We start from the raw sequence: 15,031 nt of genomic DNA on the forward strand, positions 1-15,031 counted from the left end.
ATCATCCATTCAAAACAACTCCTACCTCTTTTACAAAGAATCACGGTAGCAACTCAACAAATTATCTTAGGAAAAGCACTTGCTTGCTATCAATTTATATAAGTTATCCCTTCCTTACTCAGTATATTTATAATAGAGAAGGTTAGGCCATCTGTTTCAAGTGTAACATCCATGCTATCACTTTCCCTAGTAAGTGTCAAGAAGAGCGACTTTGAAGTTGATAAGAGACTTTAGCACTTTTGTAACCATTCTGTAACAATTCTCTGCATAAAAAATGATAAAATAGTTAGGTACTGTTAAGGAGAGAATCATGCCCGCAAGAAAACTAGAAGCTTATGAGTTTGAACAAGCCCCCGAATCAAAACAAACTCCGCTTTATCAAGATTATACACCAGAAGCCCCTATCGGCTCTAACCTAAAAGAGATTTTATTTTTTGTAAATATTGCTTGTTTTTGTATTTTTATGGTGCTTTTTAGCTTTATCTTTTTAGCCTTAAAATTGAATACAGCTTTATCATTTATCGCTGCTATGGGGACAAGCTTCGCACTTTTACAACTCCAAAGAAAGATTATTAAACAAAAAATTTTAAAATAAAGGTTGGTACTACTACCAGCCTTTTTTCTAGTTATCGAAAAAGACAGTTATAAAACTGTCTTTTTTATTTATTCTTACGTTTTGGAGGAGATTGAATAGCGATCTTAACTTCAAAAATTGTTCCTCTAGGTTTGTTATCTTTGACGCTAATCGTTCCTCGTAAGGCATCTACGATCTGCTTAGCCAAAGATAGTCCTAGACCAAAGCCACCCTTCTGACGGGTTCTCGCCTTGTCTACACGGTAAAAGCGGTCAAAAATTTTCTTCTTGTCAGGAGCTGAGATTCCAATACCATTATCTGTTACTGTTAGATAGAGGTGGCGATCTGTAGCATAAACCACAAACTCAATTTTCCCATCTTCTTCGGTATACTTGATAGCATTATCAAATAAGATGGTCATGAGCTGTTTTAGGAGCAACTGATCGGTCATGAAGGGACGATAAATCCGATTTTCATAGTCAAAAACTCGATCATTTTCAGAAGCAATCAACTCATAGTTAGCAAAGGTCGTCTTAAAGAACTGTGGTGATACTTCTGCTATTTCTGGCTTGATTCCATCATCTCGACGTGCAAGGTTGAGAAGATTAGTTGTAAGGAAGCGCATGTTGCGAACTTCTTCAAGACTCGAAGCGATGCTTTCGCTGGATTCCATAATCGTTGCCTCTGGTTTTCGAAAGAGATTCTCTAAACGATTTTGTAAAACGGCCAAAGGTGTTCTCAGTTCGTGACTCGCATTTTCAACAAAGGACTTCTGCTTTTGCATGCTTTCCAGCAAGGGTTTGACACTGACACGTGCTAGGTAAACACTGGCAATTAAAGACAGAAGCCAGAAACTAGCCATCACTACAACAATTAAATGCTCGTGGTTTTGGCTGATTTGCTCAAGCTGGCTGGTATTGATCAAGACTGCCGCATATTTGACATTGCTTGATACGGAGGAAGAATTGGTTTCCATCAAGATCATCCGGTAGGTTTCTTCCTGACCGTAGCTATTGACAACTTGGATTTGCCGAATGTGATTCAACTCTTTCTTGTCCAGTTTGATCTTATCCAAGCCTAAAAAACGATTGCCCAGTAAGAGTTGGTTAAAATCCTTGTCAAAGAGCAAGACTTCCGTATTGGAACTGACATTGGGTTTGATTTCAGCCTTGCTGGCATCCGCGGTTGCGGGTTGGATGTCCTTGACCTCTTCAGTTGCCCTATTCAGGGCTAACTGGATAACCGCTTGGGGACTACTACTAAGGGCTTGGAGTTTTTCATCTACAGAAGTGTAGAGACTCGAGTGCATGACCTGAAGGATAATCAAGGTCATAGCAGAGAAGATCAGGGTGAACACTCCAAAGTTTCGAATAAAATAACTGAAATCATCCGCATACCATGTTTTTTTTAGTTTATTGAACATCTTTTAAAATATACCCGACACTACGCAAGGTTTGAAGGTTTTCAGCAAAGGCTGTCCCCTTCAATTTCTTACGAACTTTTGAGACATATACTTCTACAACGGAAATAGTCGTATCGCTATCAAATCCCCATAGACGGTCAAAAATTTGTGTCTTGGGAAGAATAACATTTTGATTTTGAAGGAAGTAAACCAATAACTCAAACTCTTTTCCGAGCAGTTCCACAGGAGTATCTTCCACTTTCACTTCATTCGTTGAAAGGTTGACGACAATATCCCCATAGGTCAAGGTGTTTTCGTTAAACTTGCCTGAACGTTTGAGAAGGGCTTGAATCCGCATTTTGAGTTCTTCTAGGTAGAAAGGCTTGGTGAGGTAGTCATCCGCTCCCAACTCAAAACCATGTCCCTTGTCATCCAAACTTTCCTTAGCAGTCATGATAAGGACTGGTGTTGAGATCCCTTTTTCTCGCAACTCTTTCAAGACTTGAAAACCATTTTTTTCAGGCAACATCAGGTCAAGCAAAATCAAGTCATAAACGCCACTTTCAGCTTCGTAGAGACCTTCTTCTCCATCAAAAACCTGCATGACATCTGCAAAATCATCTAAAAAGTCAAATACTGAGTTTGACAGGCCCAGGTCATCTTCTACTAATAAGATTTTTATCATCAAAAACTCCTCCTTGTTATGATTATTATACCAAAATTGCCTTAAAAAAAACTCAACTCTCTCTTGTTTTCAGATAGAAAGTTGAGTTTTTGTTTACATTTTGAACGAATTAAGCTTTAGCATATTGGGCTACAACAGCTTCTACTGCTGCTTTCTCTCGCTTAATCAAGTCGACACGCGCTGCGATTTCCTTAATTCCCATACGGATGTTACGACTAAGCGCAAGGTCAGAGAGTTGTGGCTCAAAGAATTCCTTGTACTCTGCCAAGCGTTGCTCTGTCTTAAATACATGAGCAGGAAGGATAACAAAGCTATCAAAGCTCATATCCCCACCGAGTGCTGCCTTGATCCAAGCCCAGTTTTCACGCGCCCATACCCAAACAGTTTCTTGAGTTGTTTGATGATCTAGGAACTGGTAATACCAAGCAGACAAGTCTTGTGGTTTCACCACAAATTTATCTTTCCATGAGCTAATCAAGGTTTGGATATTGTCAGCATCTGTACTGTATGCAAGAGCTCCTGCCAACTGACGTTTGAAGACAGCATCTGTGGCATGAGTGTAGAGGTCAAGATAAGTTGCGACCAAGTCCTTGGTCTCATGGTGTTTCATTTCATTGATGAGAACTTGAGCACGGATGGCTGCTGGAAGTCCTACAAGATTTTCCTTGTGAGCTACAAAGATTTGGCTAGCGACTTGACTAGCTTCTGCATCATTTGAGCGAATCATCATAGAAACGGCCAACTGACGAACCAATTCATCCTCATCTGATTCCCCTTCTTTAGCTTCAAAACCAAGACGGTCATAGTTATGACGAGCCAATTTAGCAACCAGACTATTAAAGGCTTTCTCAGCTTCTGTACCTTCATCGATAAAGCGTTCAAGGGCAGCAATCACTTGAGAAATAGCTGAAACCACAAGGTAAGACTCTTCCTTAGCAAGTTTATCAAGGACTGGGAGCAAGTCTGCATAAGAAATGTGCCCTGCTTCAGCAAGCAGACGACGTTCTTGAACGATTTGCAGTTTACTTGTGTTATCAAGTGACTCTAGCTCAGCAAGAACAGCTTCTAACAAGTCTCCTTGATAGTCTGTGATGTAGTGGGCAGTATTTTCGGTGTTAAGACGAAGAGCTGTTTTATTTTCAGCAAGAAGAGCGGCATAGCCAGGGATTTCGATGCTTTCAGTTTCAAGAGTATCTGGTAGGCCTTTCCAGTTGCTGTTGAGTGGCACCACCCAGAGACGGTTCTTGTCTTCGTGTTCACCGATGAAGAATTGTTTTTGTGAAATCTTCAAGACATCATTTTCAACTTTGACAGTGAGAACTGGATAACCAGGCTGTTCCAACCAAGAATCCATGAAGGCTGCAACATCACGTCCTGATGCTTGACCAAGGGCATTCCAAAGGTCACGACCGATGGTATTGCTGTACTGGTGTTTTTCAAAGTAGGCATGCAATCCTTTAGCGAAATCCGCATCACCTAGCCAACGACGAAGCATGTGCATGAGACGGCTTCCTTTGGCATAGACGATAGCGCCATCAAAGAGGGTATTGATTTCATCTGGGTGTTTGACTTCGACGTGAACAGACTGCACGCCATCCGTCGCGTCACGTTTAAGCGCCGCTGGAACACCACCTGTTTGGAAGTCTTCAAAGATATTCCAACTTGGCTCGATGGCATCCACACAGACGTATTCCATCATGTTAGCGAAGCTTTCATTGAGCCAGAGGTCATCCCACCATTTCATAGTCACGAGGTTTCCAAACCATTGGTGAGCCAACTCATGCGCCACCACAAGAGCTACTTGTTGACGGCTAGCAAAGGTTGAGTTCTCATCCACAACCAAGTAAACTTCACGGTAGGTCACAAGACCCCAGTTTTCCATGGCACCAGCTGAGAAGTCAGGAAGGGCGATGTGAAGTGATTGAGGGATTGGATACTTAACTCCGTAGTAATCTTCGTAAAACTCGATTGAGCGAACAGCGATGTCTAATGAGAAATCAAGGTTAGATAGTGGGTGGGCTTTGGTTGAGTAGACACCTACGAGGGTACCATTTTTAGTTTTAGCGGTCACACCTTGCAAATCACCTGCTACAAAGGCCAACAAGTAAGAAGACATGCGAGGTGTTGTTTCAAACTTCCAGATGCCTGTTTCCTTACGGTTTTCCACATCAATTTCTGGCATGTTTGACAAGGCCACTTCACCTTCTGCTTGATCAAAACGAAGAGCGAGGTCAAAAGTAGCCTTGGCTTCAGGCTCGTCCACACATGGGAAGGCTTCACGCGCAAAATGGCTTTCAAACTGAGTAGACAAGACTTCCTTCTTGATACCATCAACTGTGTAGTAAGAAGGGTAAATCCCTGTCATGTTGTCTGTAATTTTTCCTGAAAAAGCAATGACCAATTCAACTTGACCAGCCTCAGCCAATTCGATATGAAGGGCTTCATTGTCATGGTCAACTGTAAATGGACGAGCTTGACCCGCAACTTCTACAGAAGTGATTTCCAAGTCTTTTTGGTGAAGGGAAATACGGTCACTCTGTGCTTGACCAGTAATGGTCACCTTCCCAGAAAAGGTCTTGGTCTCACGACTCAAGTCTAAAAATAAATCATAATGTTCAGGAACAAATTGCGTAATAAAATGTTCAACTGCTTGCATAGTTTTCTCCTATTCTAAGTTTAAGAGTTTTACTCTTCTTCAAACAAACTTATTATATCATGTTTTGCTTTAGAAAAAAGGATTGGACGGTAATTTCCAAAACTTTCTTCCTTCTGCAGTCTAGAGTGGGTAGACCTTGCGAAATTCTTCCAAAACAACCTTGCTGTCAGGGGTAAAAGTCAGTCCGGCTTCCCTCATCCACTCGGTGAAAAAGTCCTCATGAACCTGGCGCCAATAGGCTAAAGATTTATCCCCCTCCCCTTCCTTGTAGGCATGGTCAGCAGAAACTTGATGAAAGGGCTGAACGGAAACCTTGGTAATTTCGACAATGCAGATAGCCTGATTTTGACTATCTAAAATGACATCGAAGGTCCCTTCTTGTGGAAGAGGTTCGTCTTCTAGTGCGTAGAGATCGTAGGCTGAGGCGGTTGCTGTCTTTTCGCCTTTTAAAACCAAATCTGCCAAGGTATCGGCTTCCACTCCAAAAGCCCAGGCATCTATCTCATCTCCGATAGAGGGATTGATTTTCTTGTAAATATTCCACATTTCTTGCGGTGTCATAGTTTGCTCCTTTGTAATTTTTTACTTACTTCTTTTACACGTTTGAGGTGGTCTGGATGGTCAATCTCTAAATTAAAAATCTCTGGAATAGAACTGTAGTGGATAATACACTTGATACCCATCTGATTCATTTTTTGTATGAAAGAAGCATTCAGATAGCCTGCTACAGCAAAGTCAATCTTTTTTATCATTGCTTTATCCTGCATCTGTCTTAGCATATCTAACATAATTGGACTTTCCATATCATGCCATTGACTATTTCTCACAGTCGCAAAAACAAAAGAAGTCAAATCATTCATTCCAACTATAATCTTTGAAATACCCGTTTCTATTATTCTGTCCAAGTCAAAATAAGCTGACGGTAATTCAATCATTGTGCCGATTTTCCCAGTAAAACCATGCTGACGCAATGCTGTAATAGCTTGTTTTAACTGGTCGGCATCATTGACAAAAGGAAAAATAACAGACAGATTGGGATTTGTTTGATAAACTTCTGTAACGACATGTGCCTCAGCCTGAAATTCATCCGGACACGCCAATAAACGCCTAGTTCCTCTATATCCAAACAAGGGATGATTTTCATCAAAATACTCTTTAGTCCCCTTTAGACAATTAGCTTCTGTATTCGTTAATTCTGAAAAACGATACCACACCTCTTCACCAGAGTACAAGGAGCAAACGGTGTCTAGATAATCTTTTATAAATTGCTGACAACTTGGTAACAGGATGTTTTGATTGAGCTCTCTCAACAAGTATTCCCCACGAATCATACCAACATGGTGAAATAGTTGTGGGTAAACTTTTTCAGCGATTTTCTCGCCACTAAGGGCTAGCTGTTTTTTCATAGCCATTCACCTCGTCTTAAAAGATACAATATCAAATATCATTATATGAAACTTTCCTCTAGTTCAAAAGCTTCATAAGGTTCAACTAACTCATATCCTAAAAATTCTGCTACTTTTTTGGAAGCCTTGTTATGAGCATCCCAAAGTGGAAACATATCTCTATTTAAACTCTCTAGAATCATTGCAGCACCAAGCTTTTTAGCAAATCCATTTCCTTGTTCGTTTGGTCTAGTTGCAACTTCCACTTCAACTGCTCCACGGTAAACTAAGCCTGAGGAAATCCCAGCAATCAGTTCATTATTTTTAAGAATCACAAAGCCAAATCCACCTTTTAAAGCAAAATCCTGGTAGGACTCAAAATCCCCCTGTAAATCTTGTGACCATTCTTCCTCAGAAAAGCAGTTATAAACATGATTATCAATGGGCACAATATTGTAACCTTCCTCTAAATGAGTAACTAGATCATTTAGAAATTCAACTTGAAAATTTGCCTTATCTTTAAAAGAATAGCGAGTAAAAGAATTTAGCCCCACTTTCCGATGCAGAAAATCTTGCCAATTAGTATTTTCTGAAATAATAATCTTATAATCTAAACCGTATTTCCTAACAAAATCTTCCCAAAATCTGGAATCCAACTCCCCTGCTAGGTATAGAAAATTCCCAACATCATAAAAGCTCGTTGTCCTATCACTATTTCGGTAGACAGATCCGATTTGAGATTTAAGACCATATAGAACCATATTTTTCTTCCATGTTTTAAATAGTTCCATTATCCCCCTACTTCACCTTCCAATTTCTATAGCTTGTCATATCTAATTCTGGAAATCCTGATAATTCAGACTTAACCTTCAAAACTAATGGCGATGCATTTTCTGTAGTAATTTCTTCCAAATTCACCCAAAGTGCATTTGCTGAATCATTACTTCCATCAAGAACTTCATTAGGAATTGAATTTTGAGAGTGTTCAAAATCGAGGACTATATCATAAAAGGCCATGATATGATGTACTGCAAAGTCTTGCCCATCTTCTTGAACCAGCACATCATAAATCCTAGGATTAGCGTAATCCTTAAGCTTATATCCTGTCTCTTCCAAAACTTCTCTAATCAGAGTTTTCGTCAGTCCTTCACCAAGTTGCTGACTACCACCCGGTAGATCATAACGATGTTGATAAGGGCCTCTCGTTTTTTCAATGCAGAGAAGCTTCTCATTTTCAAAGCAAATACCATAGACTCCAAAGTGATTTTTGATTTCCATCCAACTCCTCCTACTTCAAAGACCAACCACCATCAATCGTGAGGATTTGCCCTTGCATGGCGCTCGCTTTTCCACTTGCTAAGAAAAGACTAATCTCTGCTACTTCCTCTGGCTCAATCCAGCGCTTGATTGGCGTTTCACTAGCCACCCAGTCAGCCAACCCACCTGGCTCAAAGTCCGCAGCAGTCATTCCAGTCTTGACAGCGCCAGGTGCGATGCCAAATACCTGAATCCCAGCTTCAGCATAGTCTAGAGCCAACTGCTTGGTGAAGCCAGCCAAGGCATGTTTGGAAGAAGTATAAGCGTGTCCACCTCCGCCAGCCAGACTCGAAGCAATCGAACACATATTGATGATGATCCCTTTTTTACTTTCCAGCATTTGTGTCAAATAATGTCGAGTTAACTCAACAGGAATTATGTAGTTGATTTCAAAAATCTCTTGAATTTCCTGAGCTGTTTGCTCCAAAAGTGGTTTGTAATCATCCAATACACCGGCCGTATTACACAAAACATCCACCTGAGGGCACCAGTCAAAAATCGGCTCCAAGTCCAAAGTCAAATCTCTCTGTAAAAAGTGGAAATCACCCTGTAAAAGTGGATTTTCGCCTTGGTCAACTCCATAAACTTGATAGCCATTCTCTAAAAAGAGTCGAGCTTGAGCCAGACCAATCCCTGAACTCACTCCCGTAATCAATACACGTCTAGTCATGCACTTCTACCCAATCCGTCGCCAAAACATCACAAGGTGTCGGACTCCACATGGAAAAACCTTCCCCTTCTCCAGACACGTTGATTAGGAAATAAGGCGTCACTTCAAGTGCAACTCCATTCTGCTCGATGGTGTCAAAAAGTTGCACATAGTTTTCAGCCCCTCCCCAACCAGTTCGTACATATTTTTTCTTAACCTTTAACCCAGGCAGGATTTCTTCAAATGTCATGATGCTCTCCTTTGTTGTCTGTTTGATTTTATTATAACAAAAAATCGACAACCAATCTATCATGGTTCCCGATTTTGTTCTTCCCTAGTCTTTCCCACCAAGTTTGCTATTGATAGTCATCATGATACTGGCAATTTTCTCTCCCCAGTATGGGTCAGAAGCATAGCGTACATTCATACCAGAAGCCTTGTTTCCAAGATGGTCCCGTCCATAGTCAATGTAATTTTCACGAATCCACTTAGCCGCGCCGAGGATCCCCTTATCCACATCATCAAATTTTTTGGCCGAGGTATATGGGCTCGAATCATAAGCTGCAATTCCAAAGAAGTTATTCTTATCCTTGGCAATCTGGCTCCGTCCCCAAGCACTCTCAAGTGCACTATGAGCCATTAAGTAAAGAGCATTCACACCATAGCGTTTCTCAGCTTCCTTAAAAATAGCACCCTTACCAGCGAGACGACTATCCCGAATATTCATCAAAGAATAAACTTTATCCAATTCAGCTGCGCTGTAATTACTTGGTTTAGTCAAATTTCTAAAGAGGAAGGGGTTTTCAATGGTAAAGCCATCAAAATGAATTCCATCAGTTGAATAATATTTCTTACCAATAGTCATAGCTGAGCTATGTGGCGCAACACGGAGACTCACATAAGGTGACAACTCATGGTAAAAATACTTGCCATCACTTGTATAATGAGGGACAAATTCACTGTCCTTATCAATAGCTACTAAATCACTTTTATTCATGAAGCCGGATAAACCAGAAATATTGACTGGTATTTGACTATCTTTTTTAGATTGTGCATCTCCAAGTGAGACGATAGTTCCCTGTGATACATAACTCAATCTTTCACCAGAAGCGCTATAAACATAAGCAGTAATCGGTTTCACTTTGTAATATTTTGCCTCTGAGATCCACTTCCCATTATTTTGGAAGGAATACTCTTTACCTTTGATCGTAAAAGTACCTGTTACATATCGACCATCATCTTTTAGATAGTACCAAGCATCGTAATCTTTGTCAAAAATCCATTCATTTTTGGCCATATAGCCACCAGATTTAAGGTAGTATGATCCAATCCATTCACGGGAAGCGTAGGCCCCACCTGATTTCAAGTAGAACCAGCTATTGTAGGATTTATCAAAAATCCACTCTTTTTCCGCCATAGCGCCACTATCTTTCAGATAGTAGTCACTTTTCCACTGGCTACTTGCCATCACACCATCGCTATTAAAATAGTACCATATTCCTTTGATTTTTTCCCATTTATTGCGGGAAATCTTGCCTGAAGCTGTTGCATAGTACCACTTGTCAGATATTTTCACCCAATCGTTTTCTGCCATGGCACCACTACCTTGGAAGAGATAGTCATTATAGATGGTGCGACTAAGCATGACACCTTCTTTATCAAAGTAATACCAGACGCCCTCAATCTTTTCCCATTTGTTGCGAGAAATCTTGCCTGAAGCTGTGGCATAGTACCACTTGTCAGATATTTTTACCCAAGCGTTTTCCGCCATGGCACCACTGCCTTGGAAGAGGTAGTCATTGTAGATAGTACGGCTAAGCATGACACCATCTTGATCAAAGTAATACCAGCTGCCTTCAATCTTCTCCCACTTATTACGAGAAATCTTGCCTGAAGCTGTGGCATAGTACCACTTGTCAGATATTTTCACCCAAGCGTTTTCTGCCATTGCGCCATTACCTTTGACAAGGTAATCATCAACTATAGTATTACTGAGCATAATGCCATTTTTATCAAAGTAATACCAAGTGCCACTAATTTTTTTCCAGTTTACGACAGGCTGGTTATTTTCATAAAAACGCCAGTTTTCTTGCTCTTTTTTCCAACCTTCCTTGATAACTTCCTCTTTTTTTTCCTTTTTGGATGAGTCATCTTTAGAAGAATTTTCCCCTTTTACAACCGGCTCTTTCTTCGCCTCGACTTTAGGAACTTCTTTCTTGGGAGCAGCTTCCTCTTTTTTCTCGACTACATCTGTAGTCTGAGTTTTTTTCGTAACCTGAGATTCTTCAGCATGTACAGATGTCTTTGCAAATCCTGCCATAGAAAGAACGACAGTACTTGCAAGTAGTATCTTCTTCATTTTATTCTCCTCAGTAGAAAACTATCTACACTATTACTATTTTATAAACCCTATTGTAACATAGTTAACTAAAGGAAATATTACAAATTGATGAAGATTCTATGTCTTGTTGACGATAAGGAAGGTCTAGTTTATCTCAGATTGTCTTTAACTTCTCGACGGAGATTTTCCAAACTGCTAATGCCATATTTGTCCATGACTTTTGGCAGATGTTCGATGATATCAGGACAAGCATAAGGGTTGGTAAAATTGGCTGTTCCAACTCCGATGGCAGAGGCACCAGCTAGATACATTTCTATCGCTGCTTCAGCAGAATCCACTCCTCCCATTCCAATGATGGGAAGGTCGGTTGTTTGGGCGACTTGGCGAATGAGTTTGAGGGCTACTGGAAAGACTGCTGGTCCAGACATTCCACCTGTTCCATTGACTAGGATTGGTTTTCTGGTTTTGAGGTCAAATCGCATACCGACAAGGGTATTGATCATGGTTAAGCCACTTGCTCCTGCATCTTCTGCGGCTTTGGCTATGGTGACAACATCCGTCACACTAGGGGTTAACTTAACATAAACTGGCACATGGGAAGCTTCCACAGCCGCTTTTACCACTTCATAAGCTAGATCAGGATCTTGCCCAATCAAAAGTCCATGATTGCCGTGATCCACATTAGGACAAGAGATATTGAGCTCAATAGCTTTTACATTAGTTGCCTTGGAAATTCCCTGAGAAACGGAAGCATACTCTTGTTTTGAAAAGCCTGCAACATTTGCGATGATAGGAAGCGTAGGATACTCTCTTTCCAGCCAAGGCAACTTTTCAGCTAAAACAGCTTCTAAACCTGGATTTTGCAAGCCGATTGCATTGAGCATACCAGCAGGGGTCTCTGCAACCCTGGGAGTAGGATTGCCAAAACGGGGTTCAAGTGTCGTCGCCTTGATCATAATAGAGCCTAAAAGGTCTAAATCATAGTACTTGGCATACTCCTGACCAAAACCAAAACAGCCAGATGCTGGTATGATGGGATTCTTCAAATCCAAGCCTGGTAGAGAAACTTGTAAACGATTTGTAGTCATGACTTTCTCCTTATAATACAACTGTTCCTGTGCGGAAAACAGGGCCATCTTCACAGACGCGTTGGCTGACGGTCTCACTATCTGGCACTTTTAGGACGCAGGCATAGCAAGCTCCCATCCCACAAGCCATACGAGATTCTAGAGATAGATAAGCTCTTGGGTGGTCATAAAATCTTTGATTGATATACTTCATCATTCCAAGCGCCCCACATGAGTAAACAGCATCAAATTGACTATCTAAATCATTGATAACAACAGAAACATTTCCCTTAATACCATACGAACCATCATCTGTCGTTACAAAGACCTGACCATATTGGGACAATTCCTTTTCTAGGATAACAGCATCCTTATTAGCAAAACCGAGAACAGTTACTACTTTCACCCCACGCGCATGCAATTCCTTGGCTACCTCGAGCAAGGGTGGAACACCAATCCCACCACCAACGAGGAGAACTTGGCTCTGATTGTCTAAAGCAGACAAGTCAAATCCATTTCCCTGAGGCCCCATCACATCAAGAGTATCTCCCTGACTTAATGTTGAAAAAATAGCTGTCCCAGCCCCCTCAATCCGATAAATGAGATGACACTGCTTGTTTGCCTTGTCAATAGACGAAATTGAAATAGGACGGCGCAAGAGATGGGCATCATCAGGCACGCGCAGATGGAGAAATTGGCCTGCTCGCATGGCTTCAACCATATCCCCTTCTAGGACTAATTCAAAGATTGCTGGCGCAATTTCCTCTTGTGCGACCACCTTCATGGTTTCCAAACGAATGGCACCCAAACGTTTCTTACATGTGGGATTCATGACTTTTCCTCCTTAAATTTAAGGGGACCAGATAAAGAAAAGACCTTGCTAATGCAAGGCCTCAGTTGAGTATGGACAGAACTCATGCGCACACTTAAAAAGTCGCCACAGAGAGTCGCCTATCCCTTTTATCTGACACCTTGTGAGTCTCTCTGGACTCCCCTTAAAGGTTAAATTTGTATTAGTATACTCTTTCAAAGAAAAAAAGTCAAGTAGAAAACGAACATTCTACTTGACCTTACTGGGTTATTTTTCACGAATCACTTCAACCTTGTAGCCATCAGGATCCTTGACAAAGTAATAGTTTGGTGGGTTTCCTGGTAGACCTTTGGGCTCTGTAACTTCATAGCCTTTGACGCTATGTTCTTGATGAAGTGCCTCAAGGTCAGGTGTGCTAAGGGCGATATGGGCAAAACCATCTCCTACCACGTAAGGACCGTGATCATAGTTATAGGTCAACTCCAACTCGTAGTCATCACCATCAAGTCCTAGATAGACAATGGTGAAGGCATAATCTGGAAAATCCTTGCGACGCAATTCTTTAAAACCAAAAGCGTCTTGATAAAAGGCGATTGATTTTTCAAGGTTTTCTACTCGCAAGCAGGTGTGTAGCATTTTTGAAGCCATAGCTTTCTCCTTTATTTCTAAAAAGACTGGGACAATTCTGTTCCAGTCTTATCAATTATTATTTACCAAGTTTTGCTTTAGCTGCATCTGCAAGAGCTGTGAAAGCTGCTGCATCGTTAACAGCCAAGTCAGCAAGCATTTTACGGTTAACTTCGATTTCAGCCAATTTCAAGCCATGCATCAATTGTGAGTATGAAAGTCCGTTCAAACGAGCTGCCGCATTGATACGAGTGATCCACAATTTACGGAAGTCACGTTTTTTCTGACGACGGTCACGGTATGCATAGTAGTAAGAGTTCATTACTTGTTCTTTTGCAGTACGGAACAAGATGTGTTTAGCTCCATAGTAACCTTTTGCTAATTTAAGAATACGTTTACGACGTTTGCGTGATACAACGCCACCTTTAACACGTGCCATGTTTTATTTCCTCCAAATATTTCCTAGAATTGTTTACTTACTGTTAGGCTATTATTTCAAGCGAGTAAGCATTGCTTTGATACGTTTGAAATCTCCTGAATGCACCATAGATGCTTTACGAAGATGACGACGTTGTTTCTTAGTTTTTCCGTGGAAACGGTGAGAAGTGTAAGCACGGAAACGTTTAAGTCCACCAGAACCTGTACGTTTGAAACGTTTAGCTGATGCGCGGTGTGTTTTTTGTTTTGGCATGATTTTTTCTCCTTTATTTAACTTTCTGACAATTATTTTTTGTCAGTTGCTGGCGCCAACTGCATGAACATTTGGCGTCCATCCATCTTAGCTCGTTGTTCGATGATCGCAATATCTTGTGTTGCTTCAGCAAACTCGGCTAAAACTTTTGCACCAATCTCTTTATGGGTAATCATACGACCCTTAAAGCGGATAGATACCTTAACTTTATTTCCTTTTTCAAGGAATTTACGTGCATTGCGAAGTTTTGTGTCAAAGTCTCCCTTGTCAATAGTTGGACTCAGACGAACTTCTTTCACAGTAACAACACTTTGTTTTTTACGTTGTTCTTTTTGCTTTTTCTGATACTCAAATTTGAACTTACCGTAGTCCATAATTTTAGCAACAGGTGGTTTTGCTTGGGGTTGAATCAATACTAAGTCAACATTTGCACTATCAGCCAATGCTTGCGCTTCGCTGAGTGGCTTGATGCCTAGCTGTTCTCCCTCAAGACCGATCAAGCGAACTTCACGTACACGAATTTCATCATTGATGAATAAGTCTTGCTTTGCTATGGTTTTCACCTCTTTTTTATTATTAGAGAAAAACAAGAGCGGACTCGTAATGATACAAGCCCGCACGTTATGATAGCGTTTCTTAGAAACTTTTCATCCGTAGGGCCAGGCAACTTGATGTCACAAGGCGAGAAGCTCTCACTTCTGCTTTTCTCAACTTTTATATGATACCAAGTTTTCTATCCCTTGTCAAGATAAAAAGTCATTTTTTCAAAAACTTTCTGTTTTCTTCTTGATGTCCGCATCAAAAAGAGAGAACCTAGTTGGTTCCC

General features: G+C 40.9%; 17 protein-coding genes and 1 other annotated feature. Of the genes, 1 reads left to right on the forward strand and 16 read right to left on the reverse strand.

Translation table 11 applies throughout. The annotated features are described in order from the left end of the window. The first annotated feature begins 310 nt into the window (after positions 1 to 310). The gene (locus GOM48_RS06115; protein ID WP_235096448.1) at positions 311 to 595 is read left to right on the forward strand and encodes a DUF3270 domain-containing protein; all 285 of its coding nucleotides are present in this window, start codon (positions 311 to 313) and stop codon (positions 593 to 595) included. A gap of 64 nt (positions 596 to 659) precedes the next feature. On the opposite strand, the gene GOM48_RS06120 is transcribed toward GOM48_RS06115, so the two are convergent. The 16 genes from GOM48_RS06120 to infC form a co-directional block, all read right to left on the reverse strand. After that, entirely contained in the window at positions 660 to 1,997 is a 1,338-nt protein-coding gene (locus tag GOM48_RS06120) for a sensor histidine kinase (protein ID WP_235096449.1), read from the reverse strand. Further along, positions 1,987 to 2,661, reverse strand: a complete 675-nt coding sequence (ciaR, locus tag GOM48_RS06125; RefSeq protein WP_061416663.1) for a two-component system response regulator CiaR — start codon at positions 2,659 to 2,661, stop codon at positions 1,987 to 1,989. The genes GOM48_RS06120 and ciaR overlap by 11 nt, the downstream gene beginning before the upstream one ends. A 109-nt stretch (positions 2,662 to 2,770) precedes the next feature. Next, positions 2,771 to 5,317, reverse strand: a complete 2,547-nt coding sequence (locus tag GOM48_RS06130; RefSeq protein WP_235096450.1) for a M1 family metallopeptidase — start codon at positions 5,315 to 5,317, stop codon at positions 2,771 to 2,773. A gap of 120 nt (positions 5,318 to 5,437) precedes the next feature. Continuing rightward, entirely contained in the window at positions 5,438 to 5,878 is a 441-nt protein-coding gene (locus GOM48_RS06135) for an ASCH domain-containing protein (protein ID WP_235096451.1), read from the reverse strand. After that, positions 5,875 to 6,723 (reverse strand): putative PEP-binding protein, encoded by an 849-nt coding sequence (locus GOM48_RS06140; protein WP_235096452.1) that lies wholly within the window; start codon positions 6,721 to 6,723, stop codon positions 5,875 to 5,877. Before GOM48_RS06140 ends, GOM48_RS06135 begins: the two co-directional genes overlap by 4 nt. Positions 6,724 to 6,764: 41 nt before the next feature. Beyond that, positions 6,765 to 7,493, reverse strand: a complete 729-nt coding sequence (locus GOM48_RS06145) for a GNAT family N-acetyltransferase (protein ID WP_235096453.1) — start codon at positions 7,491 to 7,493, stop codon at positions 6,765 to 6,767. 7 nt (positions 7,494 to 7,500) lie between these two features. Next, on the reverse strand, positions 7,501 to 7,980 hold the full coding sequence (locus GOM48_RS06150; RefSeq protein WP_235096454.1) for an NUDIX hydrolase: 480 nt from the start codon (positions 7,978 to 7,980) through the stop codon (positions 7,501 to 7,503). A gap of 10 nt (positions 7,981 to 7,990) precedes the next feature. Then, positions 7,991 to 8,689 (reverse strand): 3-oxoacyl-ACP reductase, encoded by a 699-nt coding sequence (locus GOM48_RS06155; RefSeq protein ID WP_235096455.1) that lies wholly within the window; start codon positions 8,687 to 8,689, stop codon positions 7,991 to 7,993. Next, positions 8,682 to 8,918: a DUF2829 domain-containing protein gene (locus GOM48_RS06160; RefSeq protein ID WP_235096456.1), complete on the reverse strand. Its 237-nt coding sequence runs from the start codon at positions 8,916 to 8,918 to the stop codon at positions 8,682 to 8,684. The genes GOM48_RS06155 and GOM48_RS06160 overlap by 8 nt, the downstream gene beginning before the upstream one ends. An 84-nt stretch (positions 8,919 to 9,002) precedes the next feature. Beyond that, the gene (locus GOM48_RS06165) at positions 9,003 to 11,027 is read right to left on the reverse strand and encodes a glucosaminidase domain-containing protein (RefSeq protein WP_235096457.1); all 2,025 of its coding nucleotides are present in this window, start codon (positions 11,025 to 11,027) and stop codon (positions 9,003 to 9,005) included. A 131-nt stretch (positions 11,028 to 11,158) separates the two neighbouring features. Then, positions 11,159 to 12,145, reverse strand: coding sequence for a dihydroorotate dehydrogenase (locus GOM48_RS06170; RefSeq protein ID WP_235098751.1), 987 nt, complete (start codon positions 12,143 to 12,145; stop codon positions 11,159 to 11,161). Next, a complete protein-coding gene (locus GOM48_RS06175; RefSeq protein WP_235096458.1) occupies positions 12,108 to 12,908 on the reverse strand; it encodes a dihydroorotate dehydrogenase electron transfer subunit in 801 nt (266 codons plus the stop codon). The genes GOM48_RS06170 and GOM48_RS06175 overlap by 38 nt, the downstream gene beginning before the upstream one ends. 246 nt (positions 12,909 to 13,154) lie before the next feature. Next, positions 13,155 to 13,535, reverse strand: a complete 381-nt coding sequence (locus GOM48_RS06180; protein WP_235096459.1) for a VOC family protein — start codon at positions 13,533 to 13,535, stop codon at positions 13,155 to 13,157. Positions 13,536 to 13,593: 58 nt separating this feature from the next. After that, positions 13,594 to 13,953 carry a 50S ribosomal protein L20 gene (rplT, locus tag GOM48_RS06185; protein WP_000124830.1) on the reverse strand — a complete coding sequence of 120 codons (360 nt, stop codon included), beginning with the start codon at positions 13,951 to 13,953 and terminating at the stop codon, positions 13,594 to 13,596. A gap of 51 nt (positions 13,954 to 14,004) precedes the next feature. Continuing rightward, complete coding sequence (gene rpmI / locus GOM48_RS06190) at positions 14,005 to 14,205, reverse strand: 50S ribosomal protein L35 (protein ID WP_001125942.1); 201 nt, start codon at positions 14,203 to 14,205, stop codon at positions 14,005 to 14,007. 32 nt (positions 14,206 to 14,237) lie between these two features. Then, on the reverse strand, positions 14,238 to 14,768 hold the full coding sequence (gene infC / locus GOM48_RS06195) for a translation initiation factor IF-3 (protein ID WP_000848184.1): 531 nt from the start codon (positions 14,766 to 14,768) through the stop codon (positions 14,238 to 14,240). Between the two features lie 15 nt (positions 14,769 to 14,783). Then, positions 14,784 to 14,915: a sequence feature (ribosomal protein L20 leader region), on the reverse strand. Between the last annotated feature and the right edge of the window lie 116 nt (positions 14,916 to 15,031).

Source organism: Streptococcus oralis, assembly GCF_021497885.1.
Taxonomy (GTDB): Bacteria; Bacillota; Bacilli; order Lactobacillales; family Streptococcaceae; genus Streptococcus; species Streptococcus oralis_BQ.

What these genes read in the sequence shown, in the direction of transcription:
- GOM48_RS06180 (WP_235096459.1), bottom strand. Translation starts at nt 13,535, where the DNA reads ATGGCTTCAAAAATGCTACACACCTGCTTGCGAGTAGAAAACCTTGAA.
- GOM48_RS06145 (WP_235096453.1), bottom strand. Translation starts at nt 7,493, where the DNA reads ATGGAACTATTTAAAACATGGAAGAAAAATATGGTTCTATATGGTCTT.
- GOM48_RS06135 (WP_235096451.1), bottom strand. Translation starts at nt 5,878, where the DNA reads ATGACACCGCAAGAAATGTGGAATATTTACAAGAAAATCAATCCCTCT.
- GOM48_RS06160 (WP_235096456.1), bottom strand. Translation starts at nt 8,918, where the DNA reads ATGACATTTGAAGAAATCCTGCCTGGGTTAAAGGTTAAGAAAAAATAT.
- GOM48_RS06165 (WP_235096457.1), bottom strand. Translation starts at nt 11,027, where the DNA reads ATGAAGAAGATACTACTTGCAAGTACTGTCGTTCTTTCTATGGCAGGA.
- GOM48_RS06115 (WP_235096448.1), top strand. Translation starts at nt 311, where the DNA reads ATGCCCGCAAGAAAACTAGAAGCTTATGAGTTTGAACAAGCCCCCGAA.
- GOM48_RS06130 (WP_235096450.1), bottom strand. Translation starts at nt 5,317, where the DNA reads ATGCAAGCAGTTGAACATTTTATTACGCAATTTGTTCCTGAACATTAT.
- GOM48_RS06140 (WP_235096452.1), bottom strand. Translation starts at nt 6,723, where the DNA reads ATGAAAAAACAGCTAGCCCTTAGTGGCGAGAAAATCGCTGAAAAAGTT.
- GOM48_RS06120 (WP_235096449.1), bottom strand. Translation starts at nt 1,997, where the DNA reads ATGTTCAATAAACTAAAAAAAACATGGTATGCGGATGATTTCAGTTAT.
- GOM48_RS06170 (WP_235098751.1), bottom strand. Translation starts at nt 12,145, where the DNA reads ATGGCCCTGTTTTCCGCACAGGAACAGTTGTATTATAAGGAGAAAGTC.
- rpmI (WP_001125942.1), bottom strand. Translation starts at nt 14,205, where the DNA reads ATGCCAAAACAAAAAACACACCGCGCATCAGCTAAACGTTTCAAACGT.
- GOM48_RS06175 (WP_235096458.1), bottom strand. Translation starts at nt 12,908, where the DNA reads ATGAATCCCACATGTAAGAAACGTTTGGGTGCCATTCGTTTGGAAACC.
- GOM48_RS06155 (WP_235096455.1), bottom strand. Translation starts at nt 8,689, where the DNA reads ATGACTAGACGTGTATTGATTACGGGAGTGAGTTCAGGGATTGGTCTG.
- GOM48_RS06150 (WP_235096454.1), bottom strand. Translation starts at nt 7,980, where the DNA reads ATGGAAATCAAAAATCACTTTGGAGTCTATGGTATTTGCTTTGAAAAT.
- ciaR (WP_061416663.1), bottom strand. Translation starts at nt 2,661, where the DNA reads ATGATAAAAATCTTATTAGTAGAAGATGACCTGGGCCTGTCAAACTCA.
- rplT (WP_000124830.1), bottom strand. Translation starts at nt 13,953, where the DNA reads ATGGCACGTGTTAAAGGTGGCGTTGTATCACGCAAACGTCGTAAACGT.